The organism is Streptomyces sp. DF42, assembly GCF_058267695.1.
Map to the genome: position 1 here is coordinate 8,557,787 of NZ_CM177859.1, position 24,916 is coordinate 8,582,702.

The following is a 24,916-nucleotide window of genomic DNA, read 5'->3' on the forward strand; positions in this document are numbered from 1 at the left end:
CACCCCGGGCGGTTTCTAGTTGTTCCGCAGGAACTGCTTGGCCAGCTTGTCGCCCAGCGTGACCGCCGCGCTGTGGCTCTCGATGGGGGACACCTGCGAGTTCTTGAACACGATGTAGGTCACGCCGGAGTCGGCGCCGCCGGTCTCGGGGTTGGAGTCGATACCGAGAGCCTGGGCGGTGGCGTAGGACGCCTCGCCGATGATCTTCGTCGGTCCGGTGTCGCCGACCACGGCGTACTCCACCTTGTTGTTGTAGATCACCGCGACCACGCCGCCGCCCTTGATGCCGGCCCCGGAGTAGTTCCAGATGCTGCTGGAGCTCGGCACGACCACGTACGGCAGTGAATCGGCCTTGAGCGGCTTGCCGTTGGACTGGTGGAACGCCGTGTCGTCCTGGTACCAGGGGTCGGTGTCCTCGTTGCACTTCGAGGTGCGCTGACCGTCGCAGTCGATGTCCATGTCGGCCTTCCAGAACACCGCGCCGTTCTTCCCGCACACGGGGATGCCGGCCGACGTCTCGTCGTCCGTCCTGTACTTGCCGTTCGAGATCTGCTGACACGACGTCACCTTGGCGAGCAGGTCGGCCGCGCTGACCGAGCCTTCCTGGGTGGACGCGGGTCCTGCCGTTCCGGAGGCGCTGGCGGGGAGCACTCCGGCGGCGAGCAGGGCGGCCCCGGAGGCCGCGGCGAGGGTCAGTGTTCGTATGCGCACTGTGGGGGACCCTTCTGTTAGGAAAGTTTCCTTACTCGGGTCCCGTACAAGGTGGCCCCCTTTGCATGCTCTCGTCAACCCCTCTGGTCCAGACTTCTGTAACCCACCCTGATTGCAGTGATTTGCCCGGAGGAGAAGACTGGCCATATCGAACATTCCAGATAGGTGGCCACTTCTGGGAGGTGAGGTGTCATGTTCGTTCGCACCGTGTACGCGACCGGAGATCCCTCGAAGGTCGACACGGCCCTCAGGGCGTTGAACTCGCAGGGGCGGGACCTCCTGGAGGAGCGTCCGGGATACCGCGGGTCGGGCATCTTCGTGGACCGTGAGCTGGGCAAACTGCTGGCGGTGAGCTGGTGGGAGTCCGAGGACACCCGGCGCAACAGCGATGAGGTCATGCGTGAGCGGCGGGCGTCGCTGCTGGAGCCGTTCGCGGCCACGACCGCCGTCGACAACTTCGAGGCGGTGGTCTTCCATCAGGTCCGGCAGCCCGCGGCCGGCGGCGGACTGCGGCTCACCAGGCTGGAGTTCGACCCCATGGACGCGGACCTGCTCGCCGAGACCTTCCGCGCGTCGGTGGCCCCCAGGCTGGAGACACTGGCCGGCCTGGCCAGGACGTCCCTGCTGGTCGACCGGGAGCGTGGACGCGGCCTGGTGGGCGCCCTGTTCACGGACCGCCACTCCCTCACCGCGTCCCGCGGGGCCCACGCGGCGGCCCGGCACGAGGGCGCGGCCAAGGCGCATGTGACCGTGACCTCGCTGGAGGAGTTCGAGGTCGTCTTCACGGACGTGCGGAGTGACTGACGCGTGCCGGGCGTGACTGCGACCCACCGTCCGGCGTGACTGCGACCCGCGTGCGGCCTGACGGCGGAACGCATCCGGCCGGACGGTGAGACACGTCCGCCCCGCCGCGCGGGAGTCGCGTGGCGGGGCGGACGCCTGTGCGGGGCCGGGGCGGTGTCAGCCCATGTTGAAGGTGGTCGGGTCGGAGCCCAGGCGCCGGTCCTCGTTCAGTGCGGTGATCGCCGCCAGATCCTCGGTGTCCAGGCTGAAGTCGAAGATCTCGATGTTCTCCTTGATCCGGGACGGCGTCACGGACTTGGGGATCACGACGTTGCCGAGCTGGAGGTGCCAGCGCAGCACGACCTGGGCCGGGGTGCGGCCGTGCTTCTGGGCGACGGCGACCACGGCCGGGACCTCCAGGAGCCCCTTGCCCTGGCCGAGCGGTGACCAGGCCTCGGTGGCGATGCCCTGTTCCGCGTGGTACTCGCGGGCCGCGTGCTGCTGCAGGTGCGGGTGCAGCTCGATCTGGTCGACGGCCGGGATGACCGACGTCTCGTCGATGAGCCGCCGCAGGTGGTCCGGCTCGAAGTTGGAGACACCGATCGCGCGGATACGGCCGTCGGCGTGCAGCTTCTCGAACGCCTTGTACGTGTCGACGTACTTGTCCCGCTGCGGGGTCGGCCAGTGGATCAGGTACAGGTCGACGTACTCGAGGCCGAGCTTCTCCAGCGACGTGTCGAACGCGCGCAGCGTGGAGTCGTACCCCTGGTCGGAGTTCCAGAGCTTGGTGGTGACGAAGATGTCCTCGCGGGGGACACCGGAGCCGGCGATCGCCTTGCCGGTGCCCTCTTCATTGCCGTAGATCGCCGCTGTGTCGATGCTGCGGTACCCGGACTCCAGCGCGGTGGCGACCGCCCGCTCCGCCTCGTCGTCCGGCACCTGCCAGACGCCGAAGCCCAGCTGGGGCATCTCGACGCCGTTGTTGAGGATGATCGGGGGGACCTTGCTGCTCACGAGCTTTGATCCTTACGGTTGTCGTCAGGTGGCACTCCCATCGTCAACGATCACGGGCCGTGATGCATTCCTGACGGGAGAATCCGCGGAGGATCCACTGGGATTCCACCGGAACTGACCCGTGAGTCAGTGCCCCGCGGTCGAGGTTGGCCGGAAATGCATCCGACGTCTTCGGTCCGGACCATTGACCGCCGCCCCTTTCTCCCGCAACTCTGGATCGCGCCACCGAACGAGTTCATGAACTCGGTGCATGCATGTGAACACCTCGCGCCTGTCTGGGCATCTGAGACGCATCTGAGACCCCCCACCCCTCAGGGAAGCAGGTACAGCCGCATGAACGAGACGCTTCTTCACGCCCTCCGGACGGACCAGTCCACCCAGGAACTGCCGGAGACATCGGATGAAAAGGTCTGGCGAAGCCCCGGTTACGCGGTCGTGGAGACCGCGCTAGAGGTGACCGCCTACGCACTCGGCGACCACTGACCGGCCGTACGGCGACCGCGCGATGACCGCCACACCCGTGCTTGCCGACGGCGCCACCGCACGGGGGACCGCCGAGTTCCCCGAGCGGCTGCGCGCCGTCGCCGCGGAGCGCTACCACCACCGCCACCCCTTCAACCTGCGGATGCACCGCGGTGAACTGATCGCCGCCTTCGAGCGCCACTACCCCTGGATCGACCCCGACGGCCTCGCCTACTTCCGCACGCGCATCGGGCAGGGCGGCCGCGACGGAGCCGAGGCCCTCGCCATGGTCCTGGACCTCGCCCGCACCCACGAGCAGCAACAACGCGCCCTGGCTGCACTGGAGTTCAAGTGCGACGTGCTGTGGTCGCTGCTGGACGCGGTGGACGCGGTGGACAGGGCGGACGGGCCCGACGCGGTGGACGGGAGCGGGCCATGAGGTGGCGCCCGGTGCTCTCCCGCGGCGTCGTCCTGCGCCACGACCGCGTGCGGGGCACCGATCTGCTGCTGCTCCCCGAGCGTGTGGTCGTGCTGCGGGGCAGCGCCGGCCCTGTCGTCCGCCTCTGCGACGGGACACGCGCGGTGGACGACATCGTCACCGAACTAGGTGAGCGGTACCCCGGCGCGCCCGTCGCGGGCGAAGTCCCCGGCTTCCTCACCGCGTTGAGAAAGGAGGGCTGGCTGACATGACCGTGGAGGCCCCCTGGGCGCTGCTCGCCGAACTCACGCACGGCTGTCCACTGCGCTGCGGATACTGCTCCAACCCCGTCGAACTGGTCAGTCGGTCAAAAGAGTTGGACGCTGGGCAATGGTCCGACGTGTTCCGGCAGGCCGCCGACCTCGGCGTCGTGCAGACGCACCTGTCCGGCGGCGAACCCCTGCTCAGACGTGACCTGCCCGCCATCGTCGCGGCCGCGGACCGCGCCGGCCTCTACACCCAGCTGGTCACCAGCGGGGTGGGTCTGAGCGAGCGGCGCATGTCGGAACTCGCCGAGGAGGGCCTGCGCAGCGTCCAGCTCTCGGTGCAACACGCCGATCCGCGGGTCTCCGAACGCATCGCGGGAGCCCGCTCGTTCGCCGCCAAGGAGCGCTCCGCCCGGCTGATCCGCGCCTCCGGACTCCCCTTCGGCCTCAACATCGTGCTGCACCGCGCCAACCTCGACGCCCTGGACGACCTGATCGCCCTCGGTGTGCAGTGGGGCGCCGACCGTCTCGAACTCGCGCACACGCAGTTCCACGGCTGGGCCCTGCGCAACCGAGCCGCCTTGCTGCCGACCCGCGAACAGGTCGAGCAGGCCCGGGCGTCGGTCGCCCGCCGACGTGAACTCCTGGACGGATCGGTCGAGTTGGTGTGGGTCGCTCCCGACTGGGTGGACGCCACGGCGAAACCCTGCATGGGCGGCTGGGGCGCGCTCTCGCTCACCGTCACCCCGGACGGCACGGTCCTGCCCTGCCCGGCCGCCGCAGCGCTGCCGGACCTCGACCCGCCGAACGTGCGCGACCGCCAACTCGCCTGGATCTGGCGGGAGTCGAAGACCTTCAACGCATACCGCGGCGAGTCCTGGATGCGGGCCCCCTGCCGCGGCTGCGCGCTCCGCTCCACCGACCACGGCGGCTGCCGCTGCCAGGCCCACGCGCTCACCGGCGACGCGACCCGCACCGACCCCGCCTGCCGGCACGCCCCCGACCACCACCTCGTACGCGAACTCGTGCAGGGGCCGCGCGGCGGCATCGCGTACGCCTACCGAAAGGGAGGAACTTGACGTCCTTCTCCGCCTAAAGGCGGGGGAGTCCAGCGGTCGCCCGCTGGGCTTCCTGCTTCACCGACGACCGCCCCGTCCGGGAGGACTCCCGTTGAGGTCTTACACCGTCTCCACAGGCAGACACCGCCAGCCCGGCGGCCAAGATGTTGCGTGCCGCGTTCACATCGCGGTCATGCACCACGCCGCAGTCACACGTCCACTCGCGGACGTTCAGCGGCAGCTTCTCGCGCACCGTCCCGCAGGTCCCGCACAGCTTCGAGCTGGGAAACCACCGGTCGATCACGACGAGTTCGCGCCCGTACCAGGCGCACTTGTACTCCAGCATGGAGCGCAATTCCGTCCACGACGCGTCACTGATGGCGCGCGCGAGCTTGCCGTTGTTCAGCAGGTTGCGGACGGTCAGGTCCTCGATCACGACCACTTGGTTCTCGTGGACGATGCGCGAGGTCAGTTTGTGCAGGAAGTCGCGGCGCCGGTCGGCGATCCGCGCATGGACTTTGGCGACGCGACGCCGGGCCTTGTCCCGGTTCGCCGAGCCCTTCACCTTCCGCGACAGCTCACGCTGCGCGCGGGCCAGCCGTGCGCGGTCACGCCGCTCGTGCTTCGGGTTGGCGACCTTCTCCCCGGTGGACAGGGTCACCAGCGAGGTGATCCCGGCGTCCAGGCCGACCGTCCCATCCGTGGCGGGGGCCGGGGCGATGCTGTCCTGGCACAGCAGGGACACGAACCAGCGTCCCGCCGCGTCGCGGGACACGGTCACCGTGGTCGGCTCCGTGCCCTGGGGCAGCGGACGCGACCAGCGGATGTCCAGGGGCTGCGCCATCTTGGCCAGCGTCAGTTGCCCCTCGCGCCACGTGAAGGCGCTGCGTGTGTACTCGGCCGACGCGCGGGACGTCTTGCGGCTCTTGTAGCGCGGGTACTTCGCGCGCTTGGCGAAGAAGTTCCCGAACGCCGTCTGAAGATGGCGCAGCGCCTGCTGGAGCGGGACGGAGGACACCTGCGTCAGGAAGGCCAGTTCCTCGGTTTTCTTCCACTCTGTCAGTGCGGCGGACGACTGCACATACGAGACGCGGCGCCGCTCGCCGTACCAGGCCCGGGTGCGCTCCTCCAGCGCCTTGTTGTAGACGAGGCGGACGCAGCCGAACGTGCGCGACAGCTCAGCTGCCTGCTCGTTCGTGGGGTAAAAGCGGAACTTAAACGCGCGCTTGACCTGCTGCGTCATACCTCACATTCTATCAGCTCCCATGTGAGTAAGGGGTGTTGGCCGGTGGACGCTGGTCCGCCTTGGCGGCGAACCAGCTCTTCCTGCCCTGCTCCGCAGGAGCTTCGTTTCCTCCCCGGCCTGAAGGCCGGGGTATCAACGAAGGAAGGCCCCGATGAGCCCCAGACGAATGCGGACGGCCCTGACGACCCTCGCGCTCGTCAGCGCTGGCCTGGTCACCCTGCCGGCGGCGACACCGCCTTCGCCCGCCGCTCCCGCGTCCGCGCCCGCACACCGTCCCGCCTCCGCCCCCGACTGGTCCATGGCCGTCGTCGACTCCACCATGGCCCGCTACACGCCGAGCACCATCGGGGGCTGGTCCTACCCCGTGGGCCTCTACCTCTACGGCCAGTACCTCACCTACCGGCGCACTCACGACACCCGCTACCTGACGTACATCAGGAGCTATGTCGACCGGTTCGTGAAGAGCGACGGCTCCATCGACCAGTCCTTCAACAGCCTGGACGGCATGCAGGCCGGCCGTCTGCTGGTGATCCTGCACCACGAGACGGGCCAGGACCGCTACCGCAAGGCGGCGAAGAAGATCCTCGACCGCCTGCGCACCTACCCGCGCACGGGTGACGGCGGCTTCTGGCACGCGGACACCTCCAGCCGCGCCCACCAACTCTGGGCGGACGGCGTCTACATGGTCAACCCGTTCCTCGTCGAGTACGGCAAGGAGTTCGGCGACAGCGCGTACACGGATGACGAGGCGACGAAGCAGCTCTCCGTGTACGGCAGCCACCTGCAGGTCGCGAACGGGCTGCTCAAGCACGCCTACGACGAGTCGAGGAGTGCGAGCTGGGCCGACCCGCAGACCGGGCTCGCCCCCGAGCACTGGTGCCGCGCGGTCGGCTGGTACTCCATGGCGATCGTGAACGTCCTCGACGCCATCCCGGCCGATCAGCCTCGACGACCCCAACTTCTGGCGATATTACGCAAGTTGGCGGTCGGTCTGGAGAAGTACCAGGACCCGGCGACCGGACGCTGGTTCCAGGTGATGGACAAGGGCGGCCGCAGCGACAACTGGACCGAGACCTCCTACTCCAGCATGTTCACCTACGCCCTCTCGCGCGGTGTCCAGCAGGGCTATCTCGATCCGCACTACACGGCCGTGGCCCGCCGCGGCTACCAGGGCGTGCTGGCGAAGCTGTCGGTCGGCTCCGACGGCCGGACGAACCTCGCCGGCATCACGATCGGCACGAACGTCGGCGACTACGCGTACTACATCGACCGCACCCGGGCCACCAACGACTTCCACGGCCTGGGCGCATTTCTGATCATGAACGAACAGCTGCGAGGTGATTAGTGTCATGAACACATCCAGAAGGGTGCTGTTGGGCGCAGCCCTGGGCGGAGCCGCCACCGCGGCCGTCGGGCTGCCCGCGACCACCGCCCACGCCGCGTCCTGGCAGCAGAAGTGGTCCCCGTCCGCGAGCGGTGACGGTCTCGGTGCCTTCGAGACGATCGAGGACGACCGTGCCGGCTCGCACCCGGCCGGCCATCCGCACATCCTCGCCACCGGTGACAACTGGCGCTTCCACATGCACACCGTCGACCGCGACACGTCGACCGACCGCCAGCGCCAGGAGGTCACGGGCCTGCGCAACGGCAGCGGCAGCAACTACCTGAAGTGGACCCAGGGCCAGACCTGGCGGCTCACCTACTCGATGTACATCCCGAGCTCGCTGAAGGCGACCACCACCTTCACCCACATCATGCAGATGAAGCAGCCCGGTACCGGCTCCTCGCCGATCGTCGTGCAGTCGCTGCGCCGGGTGAACGGCAAGCAGACCATCGAGCTGAAGCTCGCCGTCGACGACATCCTCGTCGGCCGCACCGACCTGGACCCACTGCACGACAAGTGGACGGACGTCGACTTCCAGATCAAGGTCGGCAACGGCTCGGCGGGCTCGATCCGCTGGATCCTCAAGTCCGGCGGCTCCACCGTCATCGACGCCTCGAAGACCGGCGTCGACACCTTCCTGGCCGACCGCGTGCGCCCGAAGTGGGGCATCTACCGCTCCCTCGGCGACACCTCCGGCTCCCTGCAGAACACCTACCTCCTGCTGACCAATCTCCGGGGCTACCAGCTCGTGTGAGGAGCAGTCCACATGAAACCCCCCACCGTTCCACGACACAGAGCGGCGGCCGTCGTCCTGTTCGTCCTCGCGGTCGTCCTCGGACTCACCCACCCCGCGGCCGTCGCGGGGCCACGGTCCGCCCCACGTGCCGCCGCCGTCTTCGACGTACGCGACTACGGCGCAAAGGGAGACGGCTCCGCCAACGACACCCCGGCCATCAACAAGGCGGTCACGGCGGCGAGTTCGGCCAGTGGCGGCGGCACCGTCCGCTTCCCCGCCGGCCGTTACAAGTCCAGGAACACCATCCACATGAAGAGCCATGTGACGCTCCGGGTCGACAAAGGCGCCACGATCCAGGGCTCCAGCGCCGACACCTACGACAAGGCCGAGTCCAACCCGTACGACGCCTACCAGGACTACGGGCACAGTCACTTCCACGACGCGATGATCTACGGCGACAAGCTGACCGACATCGGCTTCGTCGGCCAGGGCGTGATCGACGGCATGGGCAACCTGATCACCGGAAACCCCAGGTCCGGCGAGGCCGACAAGATCATCTCGCTGACGCGCTGCGACGGGCTCCGCATCGGGGACGGGCTCACCCTCCGCCGCGGCGGCCACTTCGCGGCCCTCATCAACGGCTGCGAGAACGTCACGTCGGACCACCTCACCATCGACACGGCGAGCGACCGCGACGGCTGGAACGTCATCTCCACCACGGACGTCACGATCACCAACGCCCACATCGAGGCAAACGACGACGCGCTGGTCTTCAAGAGCGACTACGCCCTCGGCGCCAAGCTCGCCAACGGCCACGTACGCGTCAACGACTCCTATCTGTCGGCTCGTTGCTGCAACGCTCTGATGTTCGGCTCCGAGACCTGCGGCGACTTCTCGGACTACCGCTTCGAGAACATCCGCATCGACGGCGCCGACAAGTCAGGGCTCGGCATGGTGTCGATGGACGGCGCGAAGATCTCCGACGTCCACTACCGCGGCATCACGATGAGAGACGTCCACTCGCCGATCATGCAGAAGATCGGCACCCGAAAGCGCTGCGGCAACAGTCCCGGCGTCGGCTCGATCAGTGACATCACGTACGACGACATCACCGCCACCGGCAGCGGCCCCTCCTTCAGTCCGACCCTGTGGGGCGAGACCGGCCACCGCATCGACGGCGTCACCTTCAACAACGTCAACATCACGGTCCCCGGCGGCAACGGCACCCTGTCCACCGCGGTGCCGGGCAACGACCCGAACGACTACAACCCCAAGAGCATCGGCACCCGGCCGGCGTACGGCTGGTATCTGCACAACGCCGACAACGTCCACTTCACCGACAGCTCGGTGAAGTTCGCGGCGAACGACGGCCGGCCGGCCCTCATCGCCAACGCGGCGAGCGGCATCCGCCTCACCCGGTTCACCGCGCAGAGGGGCAGCGACTCGCCGCACGACGTGGGCTTCCAGAACGTCACGGGCTACTGCCTCAGCGACAGCCACACCACCTCCGGCGGTGCGCTGCGGGTGTCGGGCAGCGGGTCGAGCGAGGACTGCGGTGCCGGTCCGGCCGTGAAGCCGCTCGACCTCGACAACCCCCGCCAGGACTTCCTCCGCGCCTCCGTCGGCGGCCTCTTCCTGCACTGGGGCCTGCGCACCGCGTCCGCCCACACCAGCTGCTCCGCCTGGGAGAACGACGTCACCAGCGGCGGCTGGACGCCCCACTACTGGGTGAACGAGGCCCAGAAACTCCACACCCAGTACCTGGTCCTCGCCACCTTCCACAGCCGCCTCGGCTACGCCCGCCCCTGGCCCTCCAAGATCCCCGGCTCCTGCTCCACCAAGCGGGACTTCCTGGGCGAGCTGATCACCGCGGCTAAGGCCAAGGGCATGAAGGTCATCCTCTACATGACCGACGATCCCCAGTGGCACGACGAGGGCGGCCACGAGTGGCTCGACTCGGCCGCCTACTCCGCCCACAAGGGCAGGAACGTCGACCTGACCACCCGCGACGGCTTCGGGCAGTTCAGCTACGACAACTTCTTCGAGGTCATGGACCGCTATCCCGACCTCGGCGGCTTCTGGATCGACAACGACAACGCGTACTGGGAGAGCCACGACCTCTACCAGCAGATCTACCAGAAGCGCCCGAACTACACGCTCAGCAACAACAACGAGGACACGCCGATCATGGACATGATCAGCAACGAGCAGAAGACGGGAATGACCCCCGCCTACGACTACCCGCAGGCGATCTACACCGCCCAACCCCGCCTGACCGAGGCCGACTTCAAGCTGCCCTCGACCGGCGCCTGGTGGTACGACGGCTCCGACCCGGCCGTCGACAAGAAGCTCACGCTCGGCCGGCTGATCGCCAACGCGGGCTCCTCCGTGAAGGCCCTGATGGCCGAGACCGCCGAGGTCAACGGCACCTTCCCCAGCAACCAGGCCTCCTTCAACACCTTCGCGAACTCCTACCTCGCCCCCATCTGGGAGTCCCTGCACGGCACCGAGGGCGGCGGCTACATGTACGGCGGCCTCAAGCCGGGCTTCTGGAACGACGGTGCGCACGGTGTCACGACGATCAGCAAGACGGACCCGAACCGGCAGTACGTGCACGTCCTGACCCCGCCCAGCACCAGCACCCTGCGTATCCGCGACAACGGTTACCGCATCGCCTCGGTCACCAACCTCCGTACGGGAGCGGCGGTTTCGTGGTCGCAGTCGGGAGGCGTGCTGACGCTGACCGGACTGGGCGGCTGGGACCCCTACGACACCGTGTTCAAGGTCGTCACCGCCGGACGGCAGGGCATCCTCACCGGCGTCGACGCGACCGCGAGCACCTCCGCGAGCGGCCACGCCGGGTCGGCCGCGAGCGACGGCGACCACCTCACCTACTGGGACAACAACAAGAAGCTGCCCGCGAACCTCACCTTCGACCTCGGCTCGGCCAAGAAGGTCCAGTACATCGGGCTCAACCAGCGCGAGGACTCCGTCGCCTACGCCCGCTCGGACACCGAGCAGTCGGCGCGGATCAAGGACTACAAGGTGTACCTGAGCAACGACGGCTCGACCTGGGGGAGCGCGGTCAAGACGGGGCAGCTCCCAAGTCGCCGCGGAATCCAGGGCATTGACCTCACCGCGGCCAACGCCCGCTACGTCCGCCTGGAGGTCGACACCACCTGGGCCGCGTCCGGCGACGCCACGCGCTACAAGCGGCTGCGGATCGACGAGGCATGGATCGGCACCAGCTACGCGACGCCCGTGAACGGGGGACATTCATGATCCGGATCAGATCACTCGCGGCGGCCGTGGCCGGCCTGCTCGTCGCCGCCGCCGTGCCGCTCATGGGCGCCGCGCACACGGCGGCCGCCTCCGACAACGGCCAGTCGGTCCGCCCCGCCATGGGCTGGAGCAGCTGGAGCTTCGTCCGTCGCACGCCGACCGAGGCGAAGATCAAGGCCCAGGCGGACGCGCTCGTGTCGGAGCGGTCTCAAGGACCACGGTTTCGTCCACGTCAACCTCGACGACTTCTGGCAGAAGTGCGACTCGAACGGCTTCGTCGTCGACAACTACGGCCGCTGGACCGCCGATTCGGCCAAGTTCCCGGGCGGCATCAGGGCACTGGCCGACTACGTCCACTCCAAGGGCCTGAAGTTCGGCTTCTACGTGACGCCCGGCATCGCCAAGAACGCCGTCACCAGGAACACGCCGATCGAGGGGACCGCGTACCACGCGAAGGACATCGCGGACACCTCGAAGACCGAGAAGAACTACAACTGCAAGAACATGTACTACATCGACTACTCCAAGCCGGGTGCGCAGGAGTTCGTGAACTCGTGGGCCAGGCAGTTCGCGTCCTGGGGAGTCGACTACCTGAAGATCGACGGCGTGGGCAGCCAGGACGTCCCCGATGTGCAGGCCTGGGACAAGGCCCTGCGGGCGAGCGGACGGCCCATCAACTTCGCGCTCTCCAACAACCTGCCGATCGCCGATGCCACCACCTGGCGCAAGCTCGCGAACAGCTGGCGCACCCAAGGCGACGTCGAGTGCTACTGCGGCCCCGGCTCCAACGGCAGCGGCTATCCGCTCACCGACTGGTCTCATGTCTCCGCCCGCTTCAACACGGCAGCGTCCTGGCAGCCGTACGCCGGTCCGGGAGGCTGGAACGACCTGGACTCGCTGGAGGTCGGCAACGGTGATCAGGTGGGCCTCACAGCCGATCAGCGCCGCTCCCACTTCACGCTGTGGGCGATGGCCGCCTCGCCGTTGCTGCTGGGTACCGACCTCACCCACCTCGACTCCGTCGACAAGGCGATGCTCACCAACGACCGGTTGACCGGCGTGGACCAGGACGGCGTCGCCGCGAAGCGGGTGGTGAACAGTGGTGTCAAGCAGGTCTTCAGTAAACGCGAGAGCAGCGGTGACTACGTGGTCGCGCTGTTCAACACCGGAACGTCCGGCAACAGCACGGTCGGTGTGAACTGGTCGCAGGTCGGCTTCAACGGTTCCGGCGACGTCACCGACCTGTGGTCCGGCGCGCACAAGGGCGTGACCGCGGACTCGTACAGCGCAACGCTGCGACCGGGCGAAACACGGCTGATCCGGGTGAAGCCGGTCAACAACGAGAACCCTTCTGCCACCGCGTCGGCCGCCGCGTCACCCGGCATGGCCGTCGCCCCCTACGAATACCTCGGCTGGGGCAACCCGCAGAGCCCCACCTCCGTGATGTCCGCCACCGGTGTCAAGTGGTTCACCCTGGCCTTCGTCCTCTCCGACGGCACCTGCAACCCGAAGTGGGACGGTTCCCGTCCGCTGACGGGCGGCAGTGACCAGTTCACGATCAACGCGATCAGAGGGGCAGGCGGTGACGTCGTCGTCTCCGTCGGCGGCTGGAGCGGCGCGAAGCTCGGCGAGAAGTGCTCCAGCGCCGCCAAGCTCGCCGGCGCCTACCAGAAGGTGATCGACGCCTACAGGCTGAAGGTCCTCGACATCGACATCGAGAACACCGAGTGGTCCAACGCCACCGTCCGTCAACGTGTCGTCGACGCGCTGAAGACGGTCAAGGCGCACAACCCGGGGCTCAAGACGGTCATCACCTTCGGCACGACCACCAGCGGTCCCGACTCCACCGGAGTCGACATGATCAAGCGAGCGGCCGACTCCGGTCTGGCGAACGACGTCTGGTGCATCATGCCGTTCGACTTCGGTGGCACCGCGACCACCATGGGCACGCTCACCACCCGGGCCATGGAAGGCCTCAAGGCCAGGGTCAAGTCGGCATACGGCTACCGCGACGCCGGCGCCTACACGCACATCGGCCTGTCGTCGATGAACGGCAGGACCGACGACTCCGGCGAGCGCGTCCGGGTCGCCGACTTCAAGACCATGCTCGCCTACGCCCGGCAGCACCACATCGGGCGCCTCACCTACTGGGCCGTCAACCGCGACCGTGCCTGCGGCTCCGGCACCGACGGCGACTCCTGCAGCGGTGTCTCGCAGCAGCCCTACGACTACCTCAAGGTCTTCACCCAGTACACGGGTTGAGGGGAACACCCATGAATCTGAAGAGAGTTCTGCCGTACAGCGTGACCGCGGCCCTCGCCCTGCCCCTCGCGGGGCTGAGCCAGGGCACCGCGCTCGCCGCCACCGACTACCAGGCCGAGAACGCCCGGATCTCGCAGGGCACCGTGGCCACCAACCACACCGGATACACGGGCACCGGCTTCGTCGACTACACCAACGTCAAGGGTTCCTCCGTGGAGTTCACGGTGAGCGCGGCCTCCGCGGGCACCTCGGCGGTGACCTTCCGGTACGCCAACGGCACGTCCGTGGACCGCCCGATGGACATCTCGGTGGGCGGCACGGTCGTCGCCTCCGGTGTGTCCTTCCCGGCCACCGCCGACTGGAACACCTGGACCACCAAGACCGTCGACGTCCCGCTCACCGCGGGCTCCGACAAGATCCGCGCGACCGCCACCACCGCGAACGGCGGCCCCAACCTCGACCGGATCAGTGTCGACACGGCGGCCGACGCCCAGGCCCCGACCCGCCCCGGCCCGCCCAGCTGCTCCGACATCGGGGAAGACGCGCTCACCCTGGCCTGGGGTGCGTCGACGGACAACGTGGGCGTGACGGCGTACGACCTCTACGAGCACGGCAACAAGATCGGTGAGGCGCCGGGGAGTTCGACCTCCGGGGCGCTGACCGGGCTGACCCCGAACACCACCTACGACCTCACCGTCATCGCCCGCGACGCGGCGGGCAACACCTCCTCCGCCAGCCCCGTCGTCGACTGCACCACCAAGCCCAGCTCCGACACCACCCCGCCGACCAGGCCGGGCACGCTGTCCGCCGCCGGTGTCACGGTGAACAGCGCCGACCTGACGTGGGGTGCCTCCACGGACGACCGGGCCGTCGTCGCCTACGACGTGCGCAGCGCCGGCACCGTCTACAAGACCGTCACCGCCGGCGCCTCCACGACGCTCACCGGGCTCGCCTGCAACAGCCCGTACTCGCTGAACGTCGCCGCCCGTGACGCCGCGGGCAATGTCTCACCGGAGAGCAACACGGTGAGCTTCACGACCAAGGCCTGCGCGACGGACGGCGGCGTCCCGTCCTCCGTCTCCACCCTCTCCACCGGCTGGACCATCCCCTGGGGCACCTACTGGATGCCCGACGGGAAGACCGCGCTGGTCACCGAGCGGGACGACTTCCGGGTCTGGAAGGTGACCAAGGACGGCACGCGGACCCAGGTCGGCACGGTCCCCAACGCCGTCACCACCAACGGCGAGGGCGGTCTGCTCGGCGTGGCGGCCGACCCCAGGTGGGACACCAACTACTACGTCTACTTCATGCACACCGCGTCCGAAGGCAACCGCGTGGTCCGCATGACCTACGACGGCACGAGTCTCAGCGACTACAAGGTCCTGCTCCAGGGCATCAAGAAGAACCGCTACCACAACGGCGGCCGCCTCCTCTTCGGCCCCGACGGCTACCTCTACGTCTCCACCGGCGAGGCCCAGACGCCCGACCTCGCGCAGGACAAGAACTCCCTCAACGGCAAGATCCTGCGCATGACGACGGAGGGCAAGGCGGCCCCGGGCAACCCGTTCGGCAACTACGTCTACAGCCTCGGCCACCGCAACCCGCAGGGCCTCGCCTTCGACCGGGGCGGCCGCCTGTGGGAAGCGGAGTTCGGCAACAGCTCCAAGGACGAGCTGAACCTCATCAAGCCGGGCGCCAACTACGGCTGGCCCACCTGCGAGGGCAAGTGCAGGGTCTCCGGGATGACCAACCCGAAGGCCACCTGGAACGTCTCCGAGGCCTCGCCCAGCGGCATCGCGATCGTCCGCAACGTCGTCTACATGGCCTCGTTGCGCGGTGAACGGCTGTGGCGGATCCCGATCAACGGCGACAACGAGAGCGTCGGCACGCCGACGGCGTATTACGTGGGAACGTACGGCCGTCTGCGGACCGTGACCAAGGTGCCGGGCTCCGACCAGCTGTGGCTGTCGACCACCAACTGCGACAACAACGGAAACGAGCCGGACGGATCGGACAAGCTCTTCCGGGTGAACATCAGTTGACCGAACGTCGCCTGACGGGGCATCAGGCTCGGTAGAGCGCCTCGACCTCGTTGGCGTAGGCGTTCTCGATGGCCTTCCGCTTCAGCTTCAGGGACGGGGTCAGCAGACCGTGTTCCTCGGTGAACGGCTGGGCCAGTATGCGGAAGGTGCGGATCGACTCGGCCTGGGAGACGAGGGTGTTGGCGGCGACCACCGCGCGCCGCACCTCCGTCTCCAGGTCGACGTCGCGCACCAGCTGGGCGGGGGCCATCTGCGGCTTGCCGCGCATCTGCAGCCAGTGCTCGACGGCCTCCTGGTCGAGGGTGACCAGGGCGGCGATGTACGGGCGGTCGTTGCCGACGACGATGCACTGGTTGACCAGCGGATGGTCGCGGACACGCTCCTCCAGCACGGCGGGGGAGACGCTCTTGCCGCCGGAGGTCACGAGGATCTCCTTCTTGCGGCCGGTGATGGTGAGGTAGCCGTCCTCGTCGAGGGCGCCCAGGTCGCCGGTGGCGAGCCAGCCGTCGTGCAGGGTCGCGTCGGTGGCCTTCTGGTTGTTCAGGTAGCCCTGGAAGATGTTGGCGCCGTGCAGCCAGATCTCGCTGTCGTCCCCGATGTGCACGGTGACACCCGGTATGGGCTGCCCGACGGTGCCGTAACGGGTGCGCCCGGGCGGGTTGGCGGTCGCGGCCGCCGTCGACTCCGTGAGGCCGTAGCCCTCGTAGATCTGCACACCCGCGCCCGCGAAGAACAGGCCGAGCCGCCGGTCCATCGCCGAGCCGCCCGAGATGGCGTTGCGCAGGCGACCGCCCATGGCGGCCCGGACTTTGGAGTACACGAGCTTGTCGAACAGCTGGTGCTGCATGCGCAGGCCCGCCGACGGGCCCGGACCGATGCCCCAGGCCTTCGCCTCGACGGCGTCCGCGTACGCCACGGCGACCTCGACGGCCTTCTCGAACGGCCCGGCCTTGCCCGACTTCTCGGCCTTGCGGCGGGAGGCGTTGAAGACCTTCTCGAAGATGTACGGCACCGCGAGGATGAACGTCGGCTTGAACACCTGCAGGTCCGGCAGCAGTGCGGCGGCGTTCAGCTGCGGCTGGTGGCCGAAGCGGATCCCGTGGCGGATCGCGGTGACCTGCACCATCCGCCCGAAGACGTGCGCGAGCGGCAGGAACAGCAGGGTCGCCGCCTCGTCGCCCTTCTTGGAGTGGAACACCGGCCCCATGTGCTCGGCGACCGTGTCCGCCTCGTACATGAAGTTGGAGTGCGTGATGACGCAGCCCTTGGGGCGGCCCGTGGTGCCCGAGGTGTAGATGACCGTCGCGGTCGAGTCGGGCGTGACCGCCTGACGGTGCCGGTGGACCACGTCGTCGTCGATGTACGCGCCGGCGTCGTACAGCTCCTGCACGGCGCCGGAGTCGAGCTGCCACAGCTGGTGCAGGTGCGGAAGCCGGTCGATGACGGTGGCGATCGTCATCGCGTGGTCCTCGTGCTCCACGACCGCCGCCGTGCACTCGGCGTCGTACAGCGCCCAGAAGCACTGCTCGGCCGACGACGTGGGGTAGATCGGCACCACCTGCGCGCCGATCGTCCACAGCGCGAAGTCGAAGAGGGTCCACTCGTAGCGGGTACGGGACATGATCGCGACGCGGTCGCCGAACCGGATGCCGCGGGCGAGCAGCCCCTTGGCGAGGGCCAGCACCTCGTCCCGGAACTCGGCCGAGGTCACGTCACGCCACTGTTCCTGCTCGTCCTTGCGGCCGAGAGCGATGTGGTGCGGGTCGTCCTGGGCACGCTCGAAGACGACGTCGGCCAGGCCGCCCACCGGCGGTGACAACGCCAACGGAGGGTTGGTGAACTCGCGCAAACCCCGCTCCCCGCTCCTCAGCGTCCTGTAATGAGTGACACTCCGTGCAGCGCCGTGAAAGCTACCCCACACGGAGAGAGGGCGGGAGGGGGGTCGAAGCCGGACGGTGCCCGGTTGCGTGCCGGTCACGGCCGGGAAAATGCCCTCACTTCGGGAAGGGTCGGACAGAAACCTGACGGTTGAGTAAGTTTCGGTCCCCTAATCTCCACCGAATCTGTACGACCGTCTTGCGGCCCCCGCCGCACGTCAGCCGCCTGATCCGCGAGACCCGGTCCTCCCCTCCGTCAGCGAAGGAACGGGGGATAACGTCACACCCTTCGGGGGCGCCCGCACCGTCCTGACCAGGGTGGCCACGAGGGCTCCCGCGACCGTCGCGGTCAGCCCCGCCACCACCGCCGCCGAGTTGAGCCCCGAGGCGAACGCGGCCCGCAGCATGTGTTCCGGAGAAGGCGCCGCGCAGCGCGCCGGCCGCGCCGCCCGGGCGGACGCTGCGGCCCAATACACCTAGCCGGTACGCCGGCGCTGCAGCCGGTCCCCGCCCGCCAGAATCACTCCCGCGAGGGCGTCCGCAGCGCCCTGTGCCGAGGCGCGGCGGCGGCCGTGGACGAGGACGAAGTCGACGCGGCCCAGCTCGGGGAGGCCGGAGCGGTCGGGGACGCGGACCAGGCCCGGCGGGACCAGACCTCGGGAGTGGGCCATCACACCGAGGCCCGCGCGGGCCGCGGCGATCAGCCCGTTGAGGCTGCCGCTCGTACACGCGATGCGCCACTGCCGCCCCTGGCGCTGCAACGCCTCCAAGGCGAGGGCACGCGTGATGCCCGGCGGCGGATACACGATCAGCGGCACCGGGCGGTCGGCGTCCAGACGCAGCCGTTCCGCGCCGATCCACACCAGCTCGTCGTGCCAGACCAGCTCGCCCCGCGGCTCCTCAGGGCGCCGCTTGGCCAGCACCAGGTCCAGCTTCCCGGCGGCGAGCTGCTCGTGCAGGGTGCCCGACAGCTCGACCGTCAGCTCCAGGTCGACCTCGGGATGATCGTGCCGGAAGCCCTCCAGGATCTCCGGCAGCCGGGTCAGCACGAAGTCCTCGGAGGCCCCGAAGCGCAGCCGGCCGCGCAGCCGGGTGCCCGTGAAGAACGCCGACGCCTGCTCCTGCACCTCCAGGATCCTGCGCGCGAACCCGAGCATCGCCTCGCCGTCCTCGGTCAGCTCCACGGAATGGGTGTCCCGGGTGAACAACTGCCGTCCGGTGGCCTCCTCAAGGCGCCGCACATGCTGGCTCACCGTCGACTGGCGCAGCCCGAGGCGCCGGGCGGCCTGCGTGAAGCTCAGGGTCTGGGCGACCGCCAGGAAGGTACGCAGGTGAGAGGGGTCGTACATACGGACAACCGTAGCCGCTTATCGCGGAACGCGATGACAGTCAGAGCGGTATGACGGATTCCCGATCAGCTGCCGGAGGAGGACGATGAACAAGGGCCCTGCGGGCCTCGGACACCGACCAGCGATCAGCAAGTGGAGCACCGTGAAGCGCCTGCAATGGCCGGCTTGGATGCCGATCGACCCGTACATCCTGCTGCTGCTCGGCACGGTGGGTCTCGCGGCCCTGCTCCCGGCGCGCGGGGCCGCGGCCGACGTGGCCTCCGGCGCCTCCACGGCGGCGATCGCCTTCCTCTTCTTCCTGTACGGCGCACGGCTCTCGACCCGTGAGGCGATGAACGGGCTCAAGCACTGGCGGCTCCACGTCACGGTTCTGGCCTGTACCTTCGTGGTCTTCCCGCTGCTGGGCCTGGCCGCCCGCGGTCTCGTCCCGGTCCTGCTGACCCACCCGCTCTACCAGGGCCTGCTCTTCCTCACGCTCGTCCCGTCGACCATCCAGTCCTCGATCGCCTTCACGTCGATGGCCCGCGGAAACGTGCCCGCCGCGATCTGCGCGGGTTCCTTCTCCTCCCTGGTCGGCATCGTCGTCACCCCGCTCCTGGCGGCCGCCGTGCTCGGCAGCAGCGCCGGCGGGTTCTCCGCCGGCTCGCTCGTCCAGATCGTGCTGCAGCTGCTGGTGCCGTTCCTGGCGGGGCAGCTGCTGCGCCGCTGGATCGGGGGGTTCGTCGCCCGGCACAAGAAGGTCCTCGGCCTGGTCGACCGCGGCTCGATACTCCTCGTCGTCTACACGGCGTTCAGCGAGGGCATGGTCCAGGGCATCTGGCACCGGGTGAGCCCCGCCAGGCTGGGCGGTCTGCTGGTCGTCGAGGCCGTGTTGCTCGCCGTGATGCTCGCCCTGACCTGGTACGGCGGCAGGGCACTGCGGTTCAACCGGGAGGACCGGATCGCGATCCAGTTCGCCGGCTCCAAGAAGTCCCTCGCCTCCGGGCTGCCCATGGCGAGCGTCCTGTTCGGCGCGCACGCCTCGCTGGCCGTGCTGCCGCTGATGCTCTTCCACCAGATGCAGCTGATGGTGTGCGCGGTGATCGCCAAGCGCCGCTCGCACGATCCCGCCGAGGAGAGCGCCGAGGTCACCGGGTCCGCGCCAGCCGCACCGTCACGAACCGCGGTCGGTACAGGGCCACGTTCGCGTTGATGCTCGCCGAAGCGCCGCTCGTCTCCAGCCAGTTGACGTCGTAGCTCAGCACCAGACGTCCGTCGCCGCTCAGTTCGGGATGCACCTGCGGGTTGTACGCGGCGACTCCCGTATGCGGCAGCGAGGGGCTGAAGTCCTTCGCCGGGCCGTGCCACGGCCCGGTGGGGGAGCAGGACCAGTACGAGGTCACCGTGGTCAGCCCCGCGGTGCCCGCGGCCATCGTGAACAGCACATACGTACCGCCCTCCCGCACCACCGAGAACGCGCTGCCCACCCCGGTGCGCCGTCCGTCGCCGAGCACCGCGTGCGGGCGCGCACCGGCCGTCCACCCGGAACCGTCCCAGTACTGCCAGGCGGCCGGCTCCCCGAGCCGCCCCCCTGGCACCCGCGCCACATACGCCGACGAGGCCGGCCGGGACGCGGCCCGGCCGTCGTCACCGCCGAACACATACGTCCAGTCGCCCTTCCCGACCAGCGTCGTGCCGAACAGGACCCGCCGGGAGGGATCGGCGACCAGGCTCTGGTCGAGCACCTTCACGACCGACTCGACCCGCAGACCGGGCAGCGAGAGGGTGGCGACCTCGGTGGCGGTGGGCACCCCGTAGATCCACGGCGGCTGCCCGGCGGTCCGCACCCACAGCAGCACCCGGACGACCCGCTCCGAGGAGCCGGGGGACCGAGGCTCGACCAGGGCCGCCACGGGCCAACGCCACTGGCCTGGGGCCGGGTCGGGGAAGAGCGGGGCGGGAAGCGTGCGCTTCAGCCGGCCCCTGCCGTCCATCACCACGGCCGAGTTGCGCACCAGCGGGGCCGTCGCGTCCCGCCAGGCCGACGACTCGCCGACCGGGCCGGGCGGGCCGTGCACCTGGCCGAGATAGGTGTCGGAGAACAGCCACAGCAGCCGCCCGTCCGGCAGCCGCACCGAGTGGGTGCCGTCGCCGCCGGTCCAGTCGTCGCTGCGCAAGGAGTCGTCGCCGTAGCGGGAGAACTCGCCGGTGAGGCGGTCGTCTGCCGACCATGCGGCGACCGTGTGCGGGGTGCAGCCGCCCTCCCGTTCACCGTCGTCCGGGAGGGCGGTGAGCAGCACGGCCCCGAGAACCAGGGCCAGCAGCAGGCCGAGGCCGGTTCCCGTCCGCTGTCGTGCTCGTACGTCGTCGGGCACCCACGGGACGTTAGTGGCTGCCGCTCACATGGTCCATGGGCAGCCACAGGACCGTGTCCCGACTGGACGTGTCACCGCCGGTGAGTTCCTCGTCGCTCATCGCCCGGTCCCACACACGGACGTCGTCGATCGCGCCGGTGAAGAAGGCGCGGCTGTCCATGCGCTGCCCGATGTGCACGCCGAACGGCGAGTTGCGGCTGACCGACCCCGGTACGTCCGCGGCGCTCGACCGCACCCCGTCGACGGCGATCGTCAATCGGCCCCCGCCGCGCCGCAATGTCAGGTGGTGCCACGCGCCGTCGTTGTGGGCGCCGGCCGTGCGGACGGACACCGACCGCGGCGCCGCCGCGCCGTCGCGCACGGTGATCAGGCCCTGGACGCGGTCGCTCGCGGGCTCGCCGCGCAGCCAGACCTGCGGCTGAGTGGTGCCGATCCCACCCATCCACAGCAGCGGCTGCTCACCGCCGGTCGCCGTGTACCGGAACCACAACGAAGCCGTGAAGTCCTTGGTGCCGAGCGGGAGTTCGTCGCGATACGGCAGGCGTACGGCGTCGTCGGCCCCGGCCAACTCCAGCGCCCCGCCGAACACGCCGTCCGTGCTGCGGGCGCCGCCGAGCACGGCCGCGGGCCCGGCGTGCGGGGCGCGGTCCACGGTGGTCGGATCGGGACCGCGGCGCGGCTGCAGCCAGTCCTCGGTGAAGCGGGCGAAACGGATCTCGTCGCGCGCGTCGACGGCACCGCCCTCGTACATCAGCCCCACCGTGTCCCGGTCGACGCGCACCAGGTCGGAGTAGCCCGACCAGTCGGCGGTGACGACCGTGCCGCGGTCCACGCTGTCCCAGGTGCGCCCGCCGTCGTAGGAGGAGCGGATCATCATGGTCCGGCGGCGGTCGGGGTCGCCGGGGCAGGACAGCAGGATGCGGTTGCCCAGGCGGAGCGTCGCGCCCTGCACCTGGGGCGCGTAGAGGTCCGGCAGGCCGCGGAAGGGGGCGGCGAAGCTGTCGCCGCCGTCGCGGCTGACCGTCTGGGTGCGGTGCCCGAGGTCGGTGCCGTCCTGTTCGCGGCCGCTGATCAGGAGCGAGCCGTCGGTGCGCTCGGTGACGGTGACCTCCGACGGCTTCTGCCGGAAGGTGCCGTCGTCGGCGATCGGCCAGGAGTCCGTGGCGCCGATCCGCCAGTGGTCGCCGCCGTCGTCGCTGACGATCAGCGCCGCGTGGTTGGCGGTGATCCTCCCCCAGCCTCCGGCCGGGGGGACCCCCGTCTCACTTCGCTCGCCGTCCCAGGTCTCGGTGTTGACCCCGAGGACCAGCCGGCCGGCGTGCCTGCCGCGGGTGAGCTGGATGCCGTGCACGGGTCCGGTGGCGTACCAGGAGTTCCAGTTCGCGGGCAGGATCTCGGAGCTCAGGTCGCGGGGCCGGGACCAGGTGAGCCCGTCGTCGTCGCTGTACTGCAGGTGCGGGGTGCGGTCGCAGGGCACGGTACAACTCGCGCCGTCCGTACGGCCGGTGTTGTACGTCTCGGCCAGCAGGACGCGGCCGGTGTCGCGGTCCACGACCGGCGCGGGATTGCCGTGGGTGTCGCCGCCCCCGTGGGTGACGACCTGGAGCGGGCCCCAGGTGCGGCCGCCGTCCGTGGAGCGCTTGACGACGATGTCTATGTCAGCGGCGTCCCCGCAGTTGAGGACCCGCCCCTCGGCGAACGCCAGCAGCGTGCCCTCGGTGGTCCTCACCACCGCCGGGATGCGGAAGCAGGCGTAACCAGGGTCCTGGGAGGCCTTGAAGAGGACCTGCTGCTCGAAGTCAGGTGCGGGGGCGGGGGGTTGGGCGTGTGCCGTACTCGGCAGCGTGAGCAGTGCGGCTGTGGTGAACACGGCGGTGAGGGTTGCTCTCAGACGTGCGCGAAGACGTGACGGCATGGTGCGAACCTGCCCTTCAGAGGTCTGGACATCTGGACATCCCACGTCCAACGTCCGTGTCGCAGAGGCTAGTTGGGGTCTCGGGAGCCTCACAAGGAGCGTGCAGCTACTCGACGGGATCGCGGCGTGCGCAGTGCCGGCAGGACCGGAAGTGCGGCCGTGGGAGCGGGAGCCGGCGCCGGAACGTCCGCGCCGCCGAGGGACCGGGATCGCCGGGCGGCCCGGAGACTACGCCGGACGAATGGTGACGGGGCGTCGGGGCTGACGCGGAGATGCAGATTTCAGGGGCGCAGGACCACCTTGCCAAGGTTGCTCCTCGATTCGATCACCGCGTGCGCCTTCGCCGCGTCCTCCAGTGCGAACTCCTCGTGCACGGCGGGCTTCAGTGAGCCCTCGGAGAACAGCCGCCACAGCTGCCGGCGCCATTGCTCGTACACCTCCGGCTTACCGCGGGCGATCCGCGCCATCTGGAAACCGATCACGGACTTCGCGCCGACGAGAAGGTCGTACGCGCGGATCGTCCCGCCGCCCGAGCTGTACGCGACCAGGCGACCGCCCGGAGCGAGCGCGGCGACGGCCGTGGTGAGCAGGTCGCCGCCGACCGCATCCAGTACGTAGTCGACGGGATCCCGCCAGCTGCCCTCGGCGTACGTGACGACCTCGTCGGCGCCGAGGGCGCGCACGAAGTCGGCCTTGCCCGGATCGGAGACGGCGCCCACCACGCGGGCCGCACCCCGTAGCCCGGCCAGCTGCACGGCCAGGTGGCCGACTCCGCTCGCGGCGGCCGTGACGAGCGCCGTCTCGCCCGGTTCGGGGCGCGCCGCCTCCAGGGCCCCGAGGGCGACGAGGCCGCTGCGCACGAGGGCGACCGCGTCGACGGCGGAGGCATCGTCCGGAATCGCGGAGGCCATGTCCTCACGCAGGGGCGCGAAGTCGGCGTAGCCGTGCCCGAAGCACAGGCCGGTCACACGGTCGCCCGCACGGAAGCGGGTGACGCCCTCGCCGACGGCCACGACCTGCCCGGCGATCTCGCCGCCGAGCGGGATCGGCTCGGCGGCCTCGGTGACCTTGCGGACGACGGGGAGCGTCACGCCCACCGCGTCGCAGCGCACGAGGAGCTCGCCGGGGCCGGGCTCCGGCACCGGGGTCTCCTCCGGGAACAGGGGGCCGCCGGTGGATTCGTAGCGGACTCGGCGCATGGGACCTCCAGGAGTCATGGGAATCCCCGACGAATTCATTGGGGGCCCCAACGGTATTGCGTATTCATTGGGAAGTCCAACGATTTCTCGCTAGGCTGCGGCCATGCCCGAAGCGTCGAATGCCCCCCTCGCCGAGATCCGTTCCCTGCCCAGCTGGCTGCTCGGTCGCGCCGCCGCCCGTGGCCGGGACCTGGTGGCCGAGGCGCTGGCCGTGGAGGGGCTGAAGATGTGGCACCACGTGGTGCTCTCCGCCGTCCGCGACCTCGCCCCCGTCGCCCAGGCCGACCTCGGCCGCAGCGTGCGGCTCGACCCCAAGGACCTGGTCGGCATCCTCAACGACCTGCAGTCCGCGGGCCTCGCCGTGCGTGAACCGGACCCCGGGGACCGGCGCAAGAACGCGGTGTCACTCACCGAGCCGGGCGCGCGACTGCTGAAGCGCTGCGAACGGGCGGCGCGCACGGCCAACGACGAGCTGCTCGCGCCGCTCTCGGCGGCCGAACGCGAGCAGTTCATGGACCTGTTGATCCGGATCTCCGGTACGGAGGGCTGATGACGGAT

The 24,916-nt window shown here is 69.4% G+C and carries 21 protein-coding genes and 1 pseudogene; 14 read left to right on the forward strand and 8 right to left on the reverse strand.

From position 1 onward, the window contains the following. Positions 1 to 15: 15 nt before the first annotated feature. Positions 16 to 711: a glycoside hydrolase family 75 protein gene (locus ACYUED_RS39380; RefSeq protein WP_491289201.1), complete on the reverse strand. Its 696-nt coding sequence runs from the start codon at positions 709 to 711 to the stop codon at positions 16 to 18. A 192-nt stretch (positions 712 to 903) separates the two neighbouring features. Between ACYUED_RS39380 and ACYUED_RS39385 the strand changes: the two genes are divergently transcribed. Beyond that, positions 904 to 1,515, forward strand: coding sequence for a hypothetical protein (locus ACYUED_RS39385; protein ID WP_491289202.1), 612 nt, complete (start codon positions 904 to 906; stop codon positions 1,513 to 1,515). Between the two features lie 156 nt (positions 1,516 to 1,671). On the opposite strand, the gene ACYUED_RS39390 is transcribed toward ACYUED_RS39385, so the two are convergent. Continuing rightward, entirely contained in the window at positions 1,672 to 2,508 is an 837-nt protein-coding gene (locus ACYUED_RS39390; protein ID WP_491289203.1) for an aldo/keto reductase, read from the reverse strand. A gap of 333 nt (positions 2,509 to 2,841) precedes the next feature. On the opposite strand from ACYUED_RS39390, the gene ACYUED_RS39395 reads away from it, so the two are divergent. The 4 genes from ACYUED_RS39395 to pqqE are packed head-to-tail and all read left to right on the forward strand — an operon-like array spanning position 2,842 to position 4,733. Further along, entirely contained in the window at positions 2,842 to 2,991 is a 150-nt protein-coding gene (locus ACYUED_RS39395; protein ID WP_491289204.1) for a pyrroloquinoline quinone precursor peptide PqqA, read from the forward strand. 22 nt (positions 2,992 to 3,013) lie between these two features. After that, positions 3,014 to 3,409, forward strand: a complete 396-nt coding sequence (locus ACYUED_RS39400) for a thiaminase II/PqqC family protein (protein WP_491289205.1) — start codon at positions 3,014 to 3,016, stop codon at positions 3,407 to 3,409. After that, positions 3,406 to 3,660: a pyrroloquinoline quinone biosynthesis peptide chaperone PqqD gene (gene pqqD, locus ACYUED_RS39405; protein WP_491289206.1), complete on the forward strand. Its 255-nt coding sequence runs from the start codon at positions 3,406 to 3,408 to the stop codon at positions 3,658 to 3,660. The genes ACYUED_RS39400 and pqqD overlap by 4 nt, the downstream gene beginning before the upstream one ends. Further along, entirely contained in the window at positions 3,657 to 4,733 is a 1,077-nt protein-coding gene (gene pqqE / locus ACYUED_RS39410; protein WP_491289207.1) for a pyrroloquinoline quinone biosynthesis protein PqqE, read from the forward strand. Before pqqD ends, pqqE begins: the two co-directional genes overlap by 4 nt. A gap of 13 nt (positions 4,734 to 4,746) precedes the next feature. On the opposite strand, the gene ACYUED_RS39415 is transcribed toward pqqE, so the two are convergent. Then, on the reverse strand, positions 4,747 to 5,955 hold the full coding sequence (locus ACYUED_RS39415) for an RNA-guided endonuclease InsQ/TnpB family protein (RefSeq protein WP_491289208.1): 1,209 nt from the start codon (positions 5,953 to 5,955) through the stop codon (positions 4,747 to 4,749). A 154-nt stretch (positions 5,956 to 6,109) separates the two neighbouring features. Here ACYUED_RS39415 and ACYUED_RS39420 point away from each other — a divergent pair, with 154 nt between their 5' ends. The 6 genes and pseudogenes from ACYUED_RS39420 to ACYUED_RS39445 all read left to right on the forward strand — a co-directional run bounded on the left by ACYUED_RS39420 (position 6,110) and on the right by ACYUED_RS39445 (position 15,664). Beyond that, a complete protein-coding gene (locus tag ACYUED_RS39420; protein WP_491289209.1) occupies positions 6,110 to 7,303 on the forward strand; it encodes a glycoside hydrolase family 88/105 protein in 1,194 nt (397 codons plus the stop codon). Between the two features lie 4 nt (positions 7,304 to 7,307). Then, positions 7,308 to 8,096, forward strand: a complete 789-nt coding sequence (locus tag ACYUED_RS39425; RefSeq protein WP_491289210.1) for a heparin lyase I family protein — start codon at positions 7,308 to 7,310, stop codon at positions 8,094 to 8,096. Positions 8,097 to 8,108: 12 nt separating this feature from the next. Further along, the gene (locus ACYUED_RS39430) at positions 8,109 to 11,360 is read left to right on the forward strand and encodes a glycosyl hydrolase family 28 protein (RefSeq protein ID WP_491289211.1); all 3,252 of its coding nucleotides are present in this window, start codon (positions 8,109 to 8,111) and stop codon (positions 11,358 to 11,360) included. Between the two features lie 255 nt (positions 11,361 to 11,615). Beyond that, positions 11,616 to 12,371: pseudogene (locus ACYUED_RS39435) on the forward strand (glycoside hydrolase family 27 protein); the annotation flags it as partial. 21 nt (positions 12,372 to 12,392) lie between these two features. Beyond that, a complete protein-coding gene (locus ACYUED_RS39440; protein WP_491294637.1) occupies positions 12,393 to 13,622 on the forward strand; it encodes a chitinase in 1,230 nt (409 codons plus the stop codon). A gap of 11 nt (positions 13,623 to 13,633) precedes the next feature. Further along, on the forward strand, positions 13,634 to 15,664 hold the full coding sequence (locus ACYUED_RS39445) for a PQQ-dependent sugar dehydrogenase (protein ID WP_491289212.1): 2,031 nt from the start codon (positions 13,634 to 13,636) through the stop codon (positions 15,662 to 15,664). A 22-nt stretch (positions 15,665 to 15,686) separates the two neighbouring features. Here ACYUED_RS39445 and ACYUED_RS39450 read toward each other — a convergent pair whose 3' ends face one another. Beyond that, positions 15,687 to 17,513 carry an AMP-dependent synthetase/ligase gene (locus ACYUED_RS39450; RefSeq protein WP_491289213.1) on the reverse strand — a complete coding sequence of 609 codons (1,827 nt, stop codon included), beginning with the start codon at positions 17,511 to 17,513 and terminating at the stop codon, positions 15,687 to 15,689. 346 nt (positions 17,514 to 17,859) lie between these two features. Here ACYUED_RS39450 and ACYUED_RS39455 point away from each other — a divergent pair, with 346 nt between their 5' ends. After that, positions 17,860 to 18,021, forward strand: coding sequence for a hypothetical protein (locus ACYUED_RS39455; RefSeq protein ID WP_491289214.1), 162 nt, complete (start codon positions 17,860 to 17,862; stop codon positions 18,019 to 18,021). Here the strand turns inward: ACYUED_RS39455 and ACYUED_RS39460 are convergent. Next, positions 18,018 to 18,890, reverse strand: a complete 873-nt coding sequence (locus ACYUED_RS39460) for a LysR substrate-binding domain-containing protein (RefSeq protein WP_491289215.1) — start codon at positions 18,888 to 18,890, stop codon at positions 18,018 to 18,020. The genes ACYUED_RS39455 and ACYUED_RS39460 overlap by 4 nt on opposite strands. A 169-nt stretch (positions 18,891 to 19,059) precedes the next feature. Between ACYUED_RS39460 and ACYUED_RS39465 the strand changes: the two genes are divergently transcribed. Then, positions 19,060 to 20,082, forward strand: a complete 1,023-nt coding sequence (locus tag ACYUED_RS39465; protein ID WP_491294638.1) for a bile acid:sodium symporter family protein — start codon at positions 19,060 to 19,062, stop codon at positions 20,080 to 20,082. Here ACYUED_RS39465 and ACYUED_RS39470 read toward each other — a convergent pair. The 3 genes from ACYUED_RS39470 to ACYUED_RS39480 all read right to left on the reverse strand — a co-directional run bounded on the left by ACYUED_RS39470 (position 20,018) and on the right by ACYUED_RS39480 (position 24,358). Beyond that, positions 20,018 to 21,244: a DUF5005 domain-containing protein gene (locus ACYUED_RS39470; protein ID WP_491289216.1), complete on the reverse strand. Its 1,227-nt coding sequence runs from the start codon at positions 21,242 to 21,244 to the stop codon at positions 20,018 to 20,020. The two genes, ACYUED_RS39465 and ACYUED_RS39470, sit on opposite strands and share 65 nt — an antisense overlap. A 10-nt stretch (positions 21,245 to 21,254) precedes the next feature. Then, positions 21,255 to 23,159: an exo-alpha-sialidase gene (locus ACYUED_RS39475; protein ID WP_491289217.1), complete on the reverse strand. Its 1,905-nt coding sequence runs from the start codon at positions 23,157 to 23,159 to the stop codon at positions 21,255 to 21,257. Positions 23,160 to 23,440: 281 nt separating this feature from the next. Next, on the reverse strand, positions 23,441 to 24,358 hold the full coding sequence (locus ACYUED_RS39480; RefSeq protein WP_491289218.1) for a quinone oxidoreductase family protein: 918 nt from the start codon (positions 24,356 to 24,358) through the stop codon (positions 23,441 to 23,443). A 103-nt stretch (positions 24,359 to 24,461) separates the two neighbouring features. Here ACYUED_RS39480 and ACYUED_RS39485 point away from each other — a divergent pair, with 103 nt between their 5' ends. Beyond that, complete coding sequence (locus ACYUED_RS39485) at positions 24,462 to 24,908, forward strand: MarR family winged helix-turn-helix transcriptional regulator (RefSeq protein ID WP_491289219.1); 447 nt, start codon at positions 24,462 to 24,464, stop codon at positions 24,906 to 24,908. Positions 24,909 to 24,916 lie beyond the last annotated feature (8 nt).

Coding starts and splice junctions, on each gene's coding strand:
- ACYUED_RS39385 (WP_491289202.1), top strand. CDS start 904: ATGTTCGTTCGCACCGTGTACGCGACCGGAGATCCCTCGAAGGTCGAC.
- ACYUED_RS39395 (WP_491289204.1), top strand. CDS start 2,842: ATGAACGAGACGCTTCTTCACGCCCTCCGGACGGACCAGTCCACCCAG.
- ACYUED_RS39400 (WP_491289205.1), top strand. CDS start 3,014: ATGACCGCCACACCCGTGCTTGCCGACGGCGCCACCGCACGGGGGACC.
- pqqD (WP_491289206.1), top strand. CDS start 3,406: ATGAGGTGGCGCCCGGTGCTCTCCCGCGGCGTCGTCCTGCGCCACGAC.
- pqqE (WP_491289207.1), top strand. CDS start 3,657: ATGACCGTGGAGGCCCCCTGGGCGCTGCTCGCCGAACTCACGCACGGC.
- ACYUED_RS39415 (WP_491289208.1), bottom strand. CDS start 5,955: ATGACGCAGCAGGTCAAGCGCGCGTTTAAGTTCCGCTTTTACCCCACG.
- ACYUED_RS39420 (WP_491289209.1), top strand. CDS start 6,110: ATGAGCCCCAGACGAATGCGGACGGCCCTGACGACCCTCGCGCTCGTC.
- ACYUED_RS39425 (WP_491289210.1), top strand. CDS start 7,308: ATGAACACATCCAGAAGGGTGCTGTTGGGCGCAGCCCTGGGCGGAGCC.
- ACYUED_RS39430 (WP_491289211.1), top strand. CDS start 8,109: ATGAAACCCCCCACCGTTCCACGACACAGAGCGGCGGCCGTCGTCCTG.
- ACYUED_RS39440 (WP_491294637.1), top strand. CDS start 12,393: ATGCTCACCAACGACCGGTTGACCGGCGTGGACCAGGACGGCGTCGCC.
- ACYUED_RS39445 (WP_491289212.1), top strand. CDS start 13,634: ATGAATCTGAAGAGAGTTCTGCCGTACAGCGTGACCGCGGCCCTCGCC.
- ACYUED_RS39460 (WP_491289215.1), bottom strand. CDS start 18,890: ATGTACGACCCCTCTCACCTGCGTACCTTCCTGGCGGTCGCCCAGACC.
- ACYUED_RS39465 (WP_491294638.1), top strand. CDS start 19,060: ATGCCGATCGACCCGTACATCCTGCTGCTGCTCGGCACGGTGGGTCTC.
- ACYUED_RS39475 (WP_491289217.1), bottom strand. CDS start 23,159: ATGCCGTCACGTCTTCGCGCACGTCTGAGAGCAACCCTCACCGCCGTG.
- ACYUED_RS39480 (WP_491289218.1), bottom strand. CDS start 24,358: ATGCGCCGAGTCCGCTACGAATCCACCGGCGGCCCCCTGTTCCCGGAG.
- ACYUED_RS39485 (WP_491289219.1), top strand. CDS start 24,462: ATGCCCGAAGCGTCGAATGCCCCCCTCGCCGAGATCCGTTCCCTGCCC.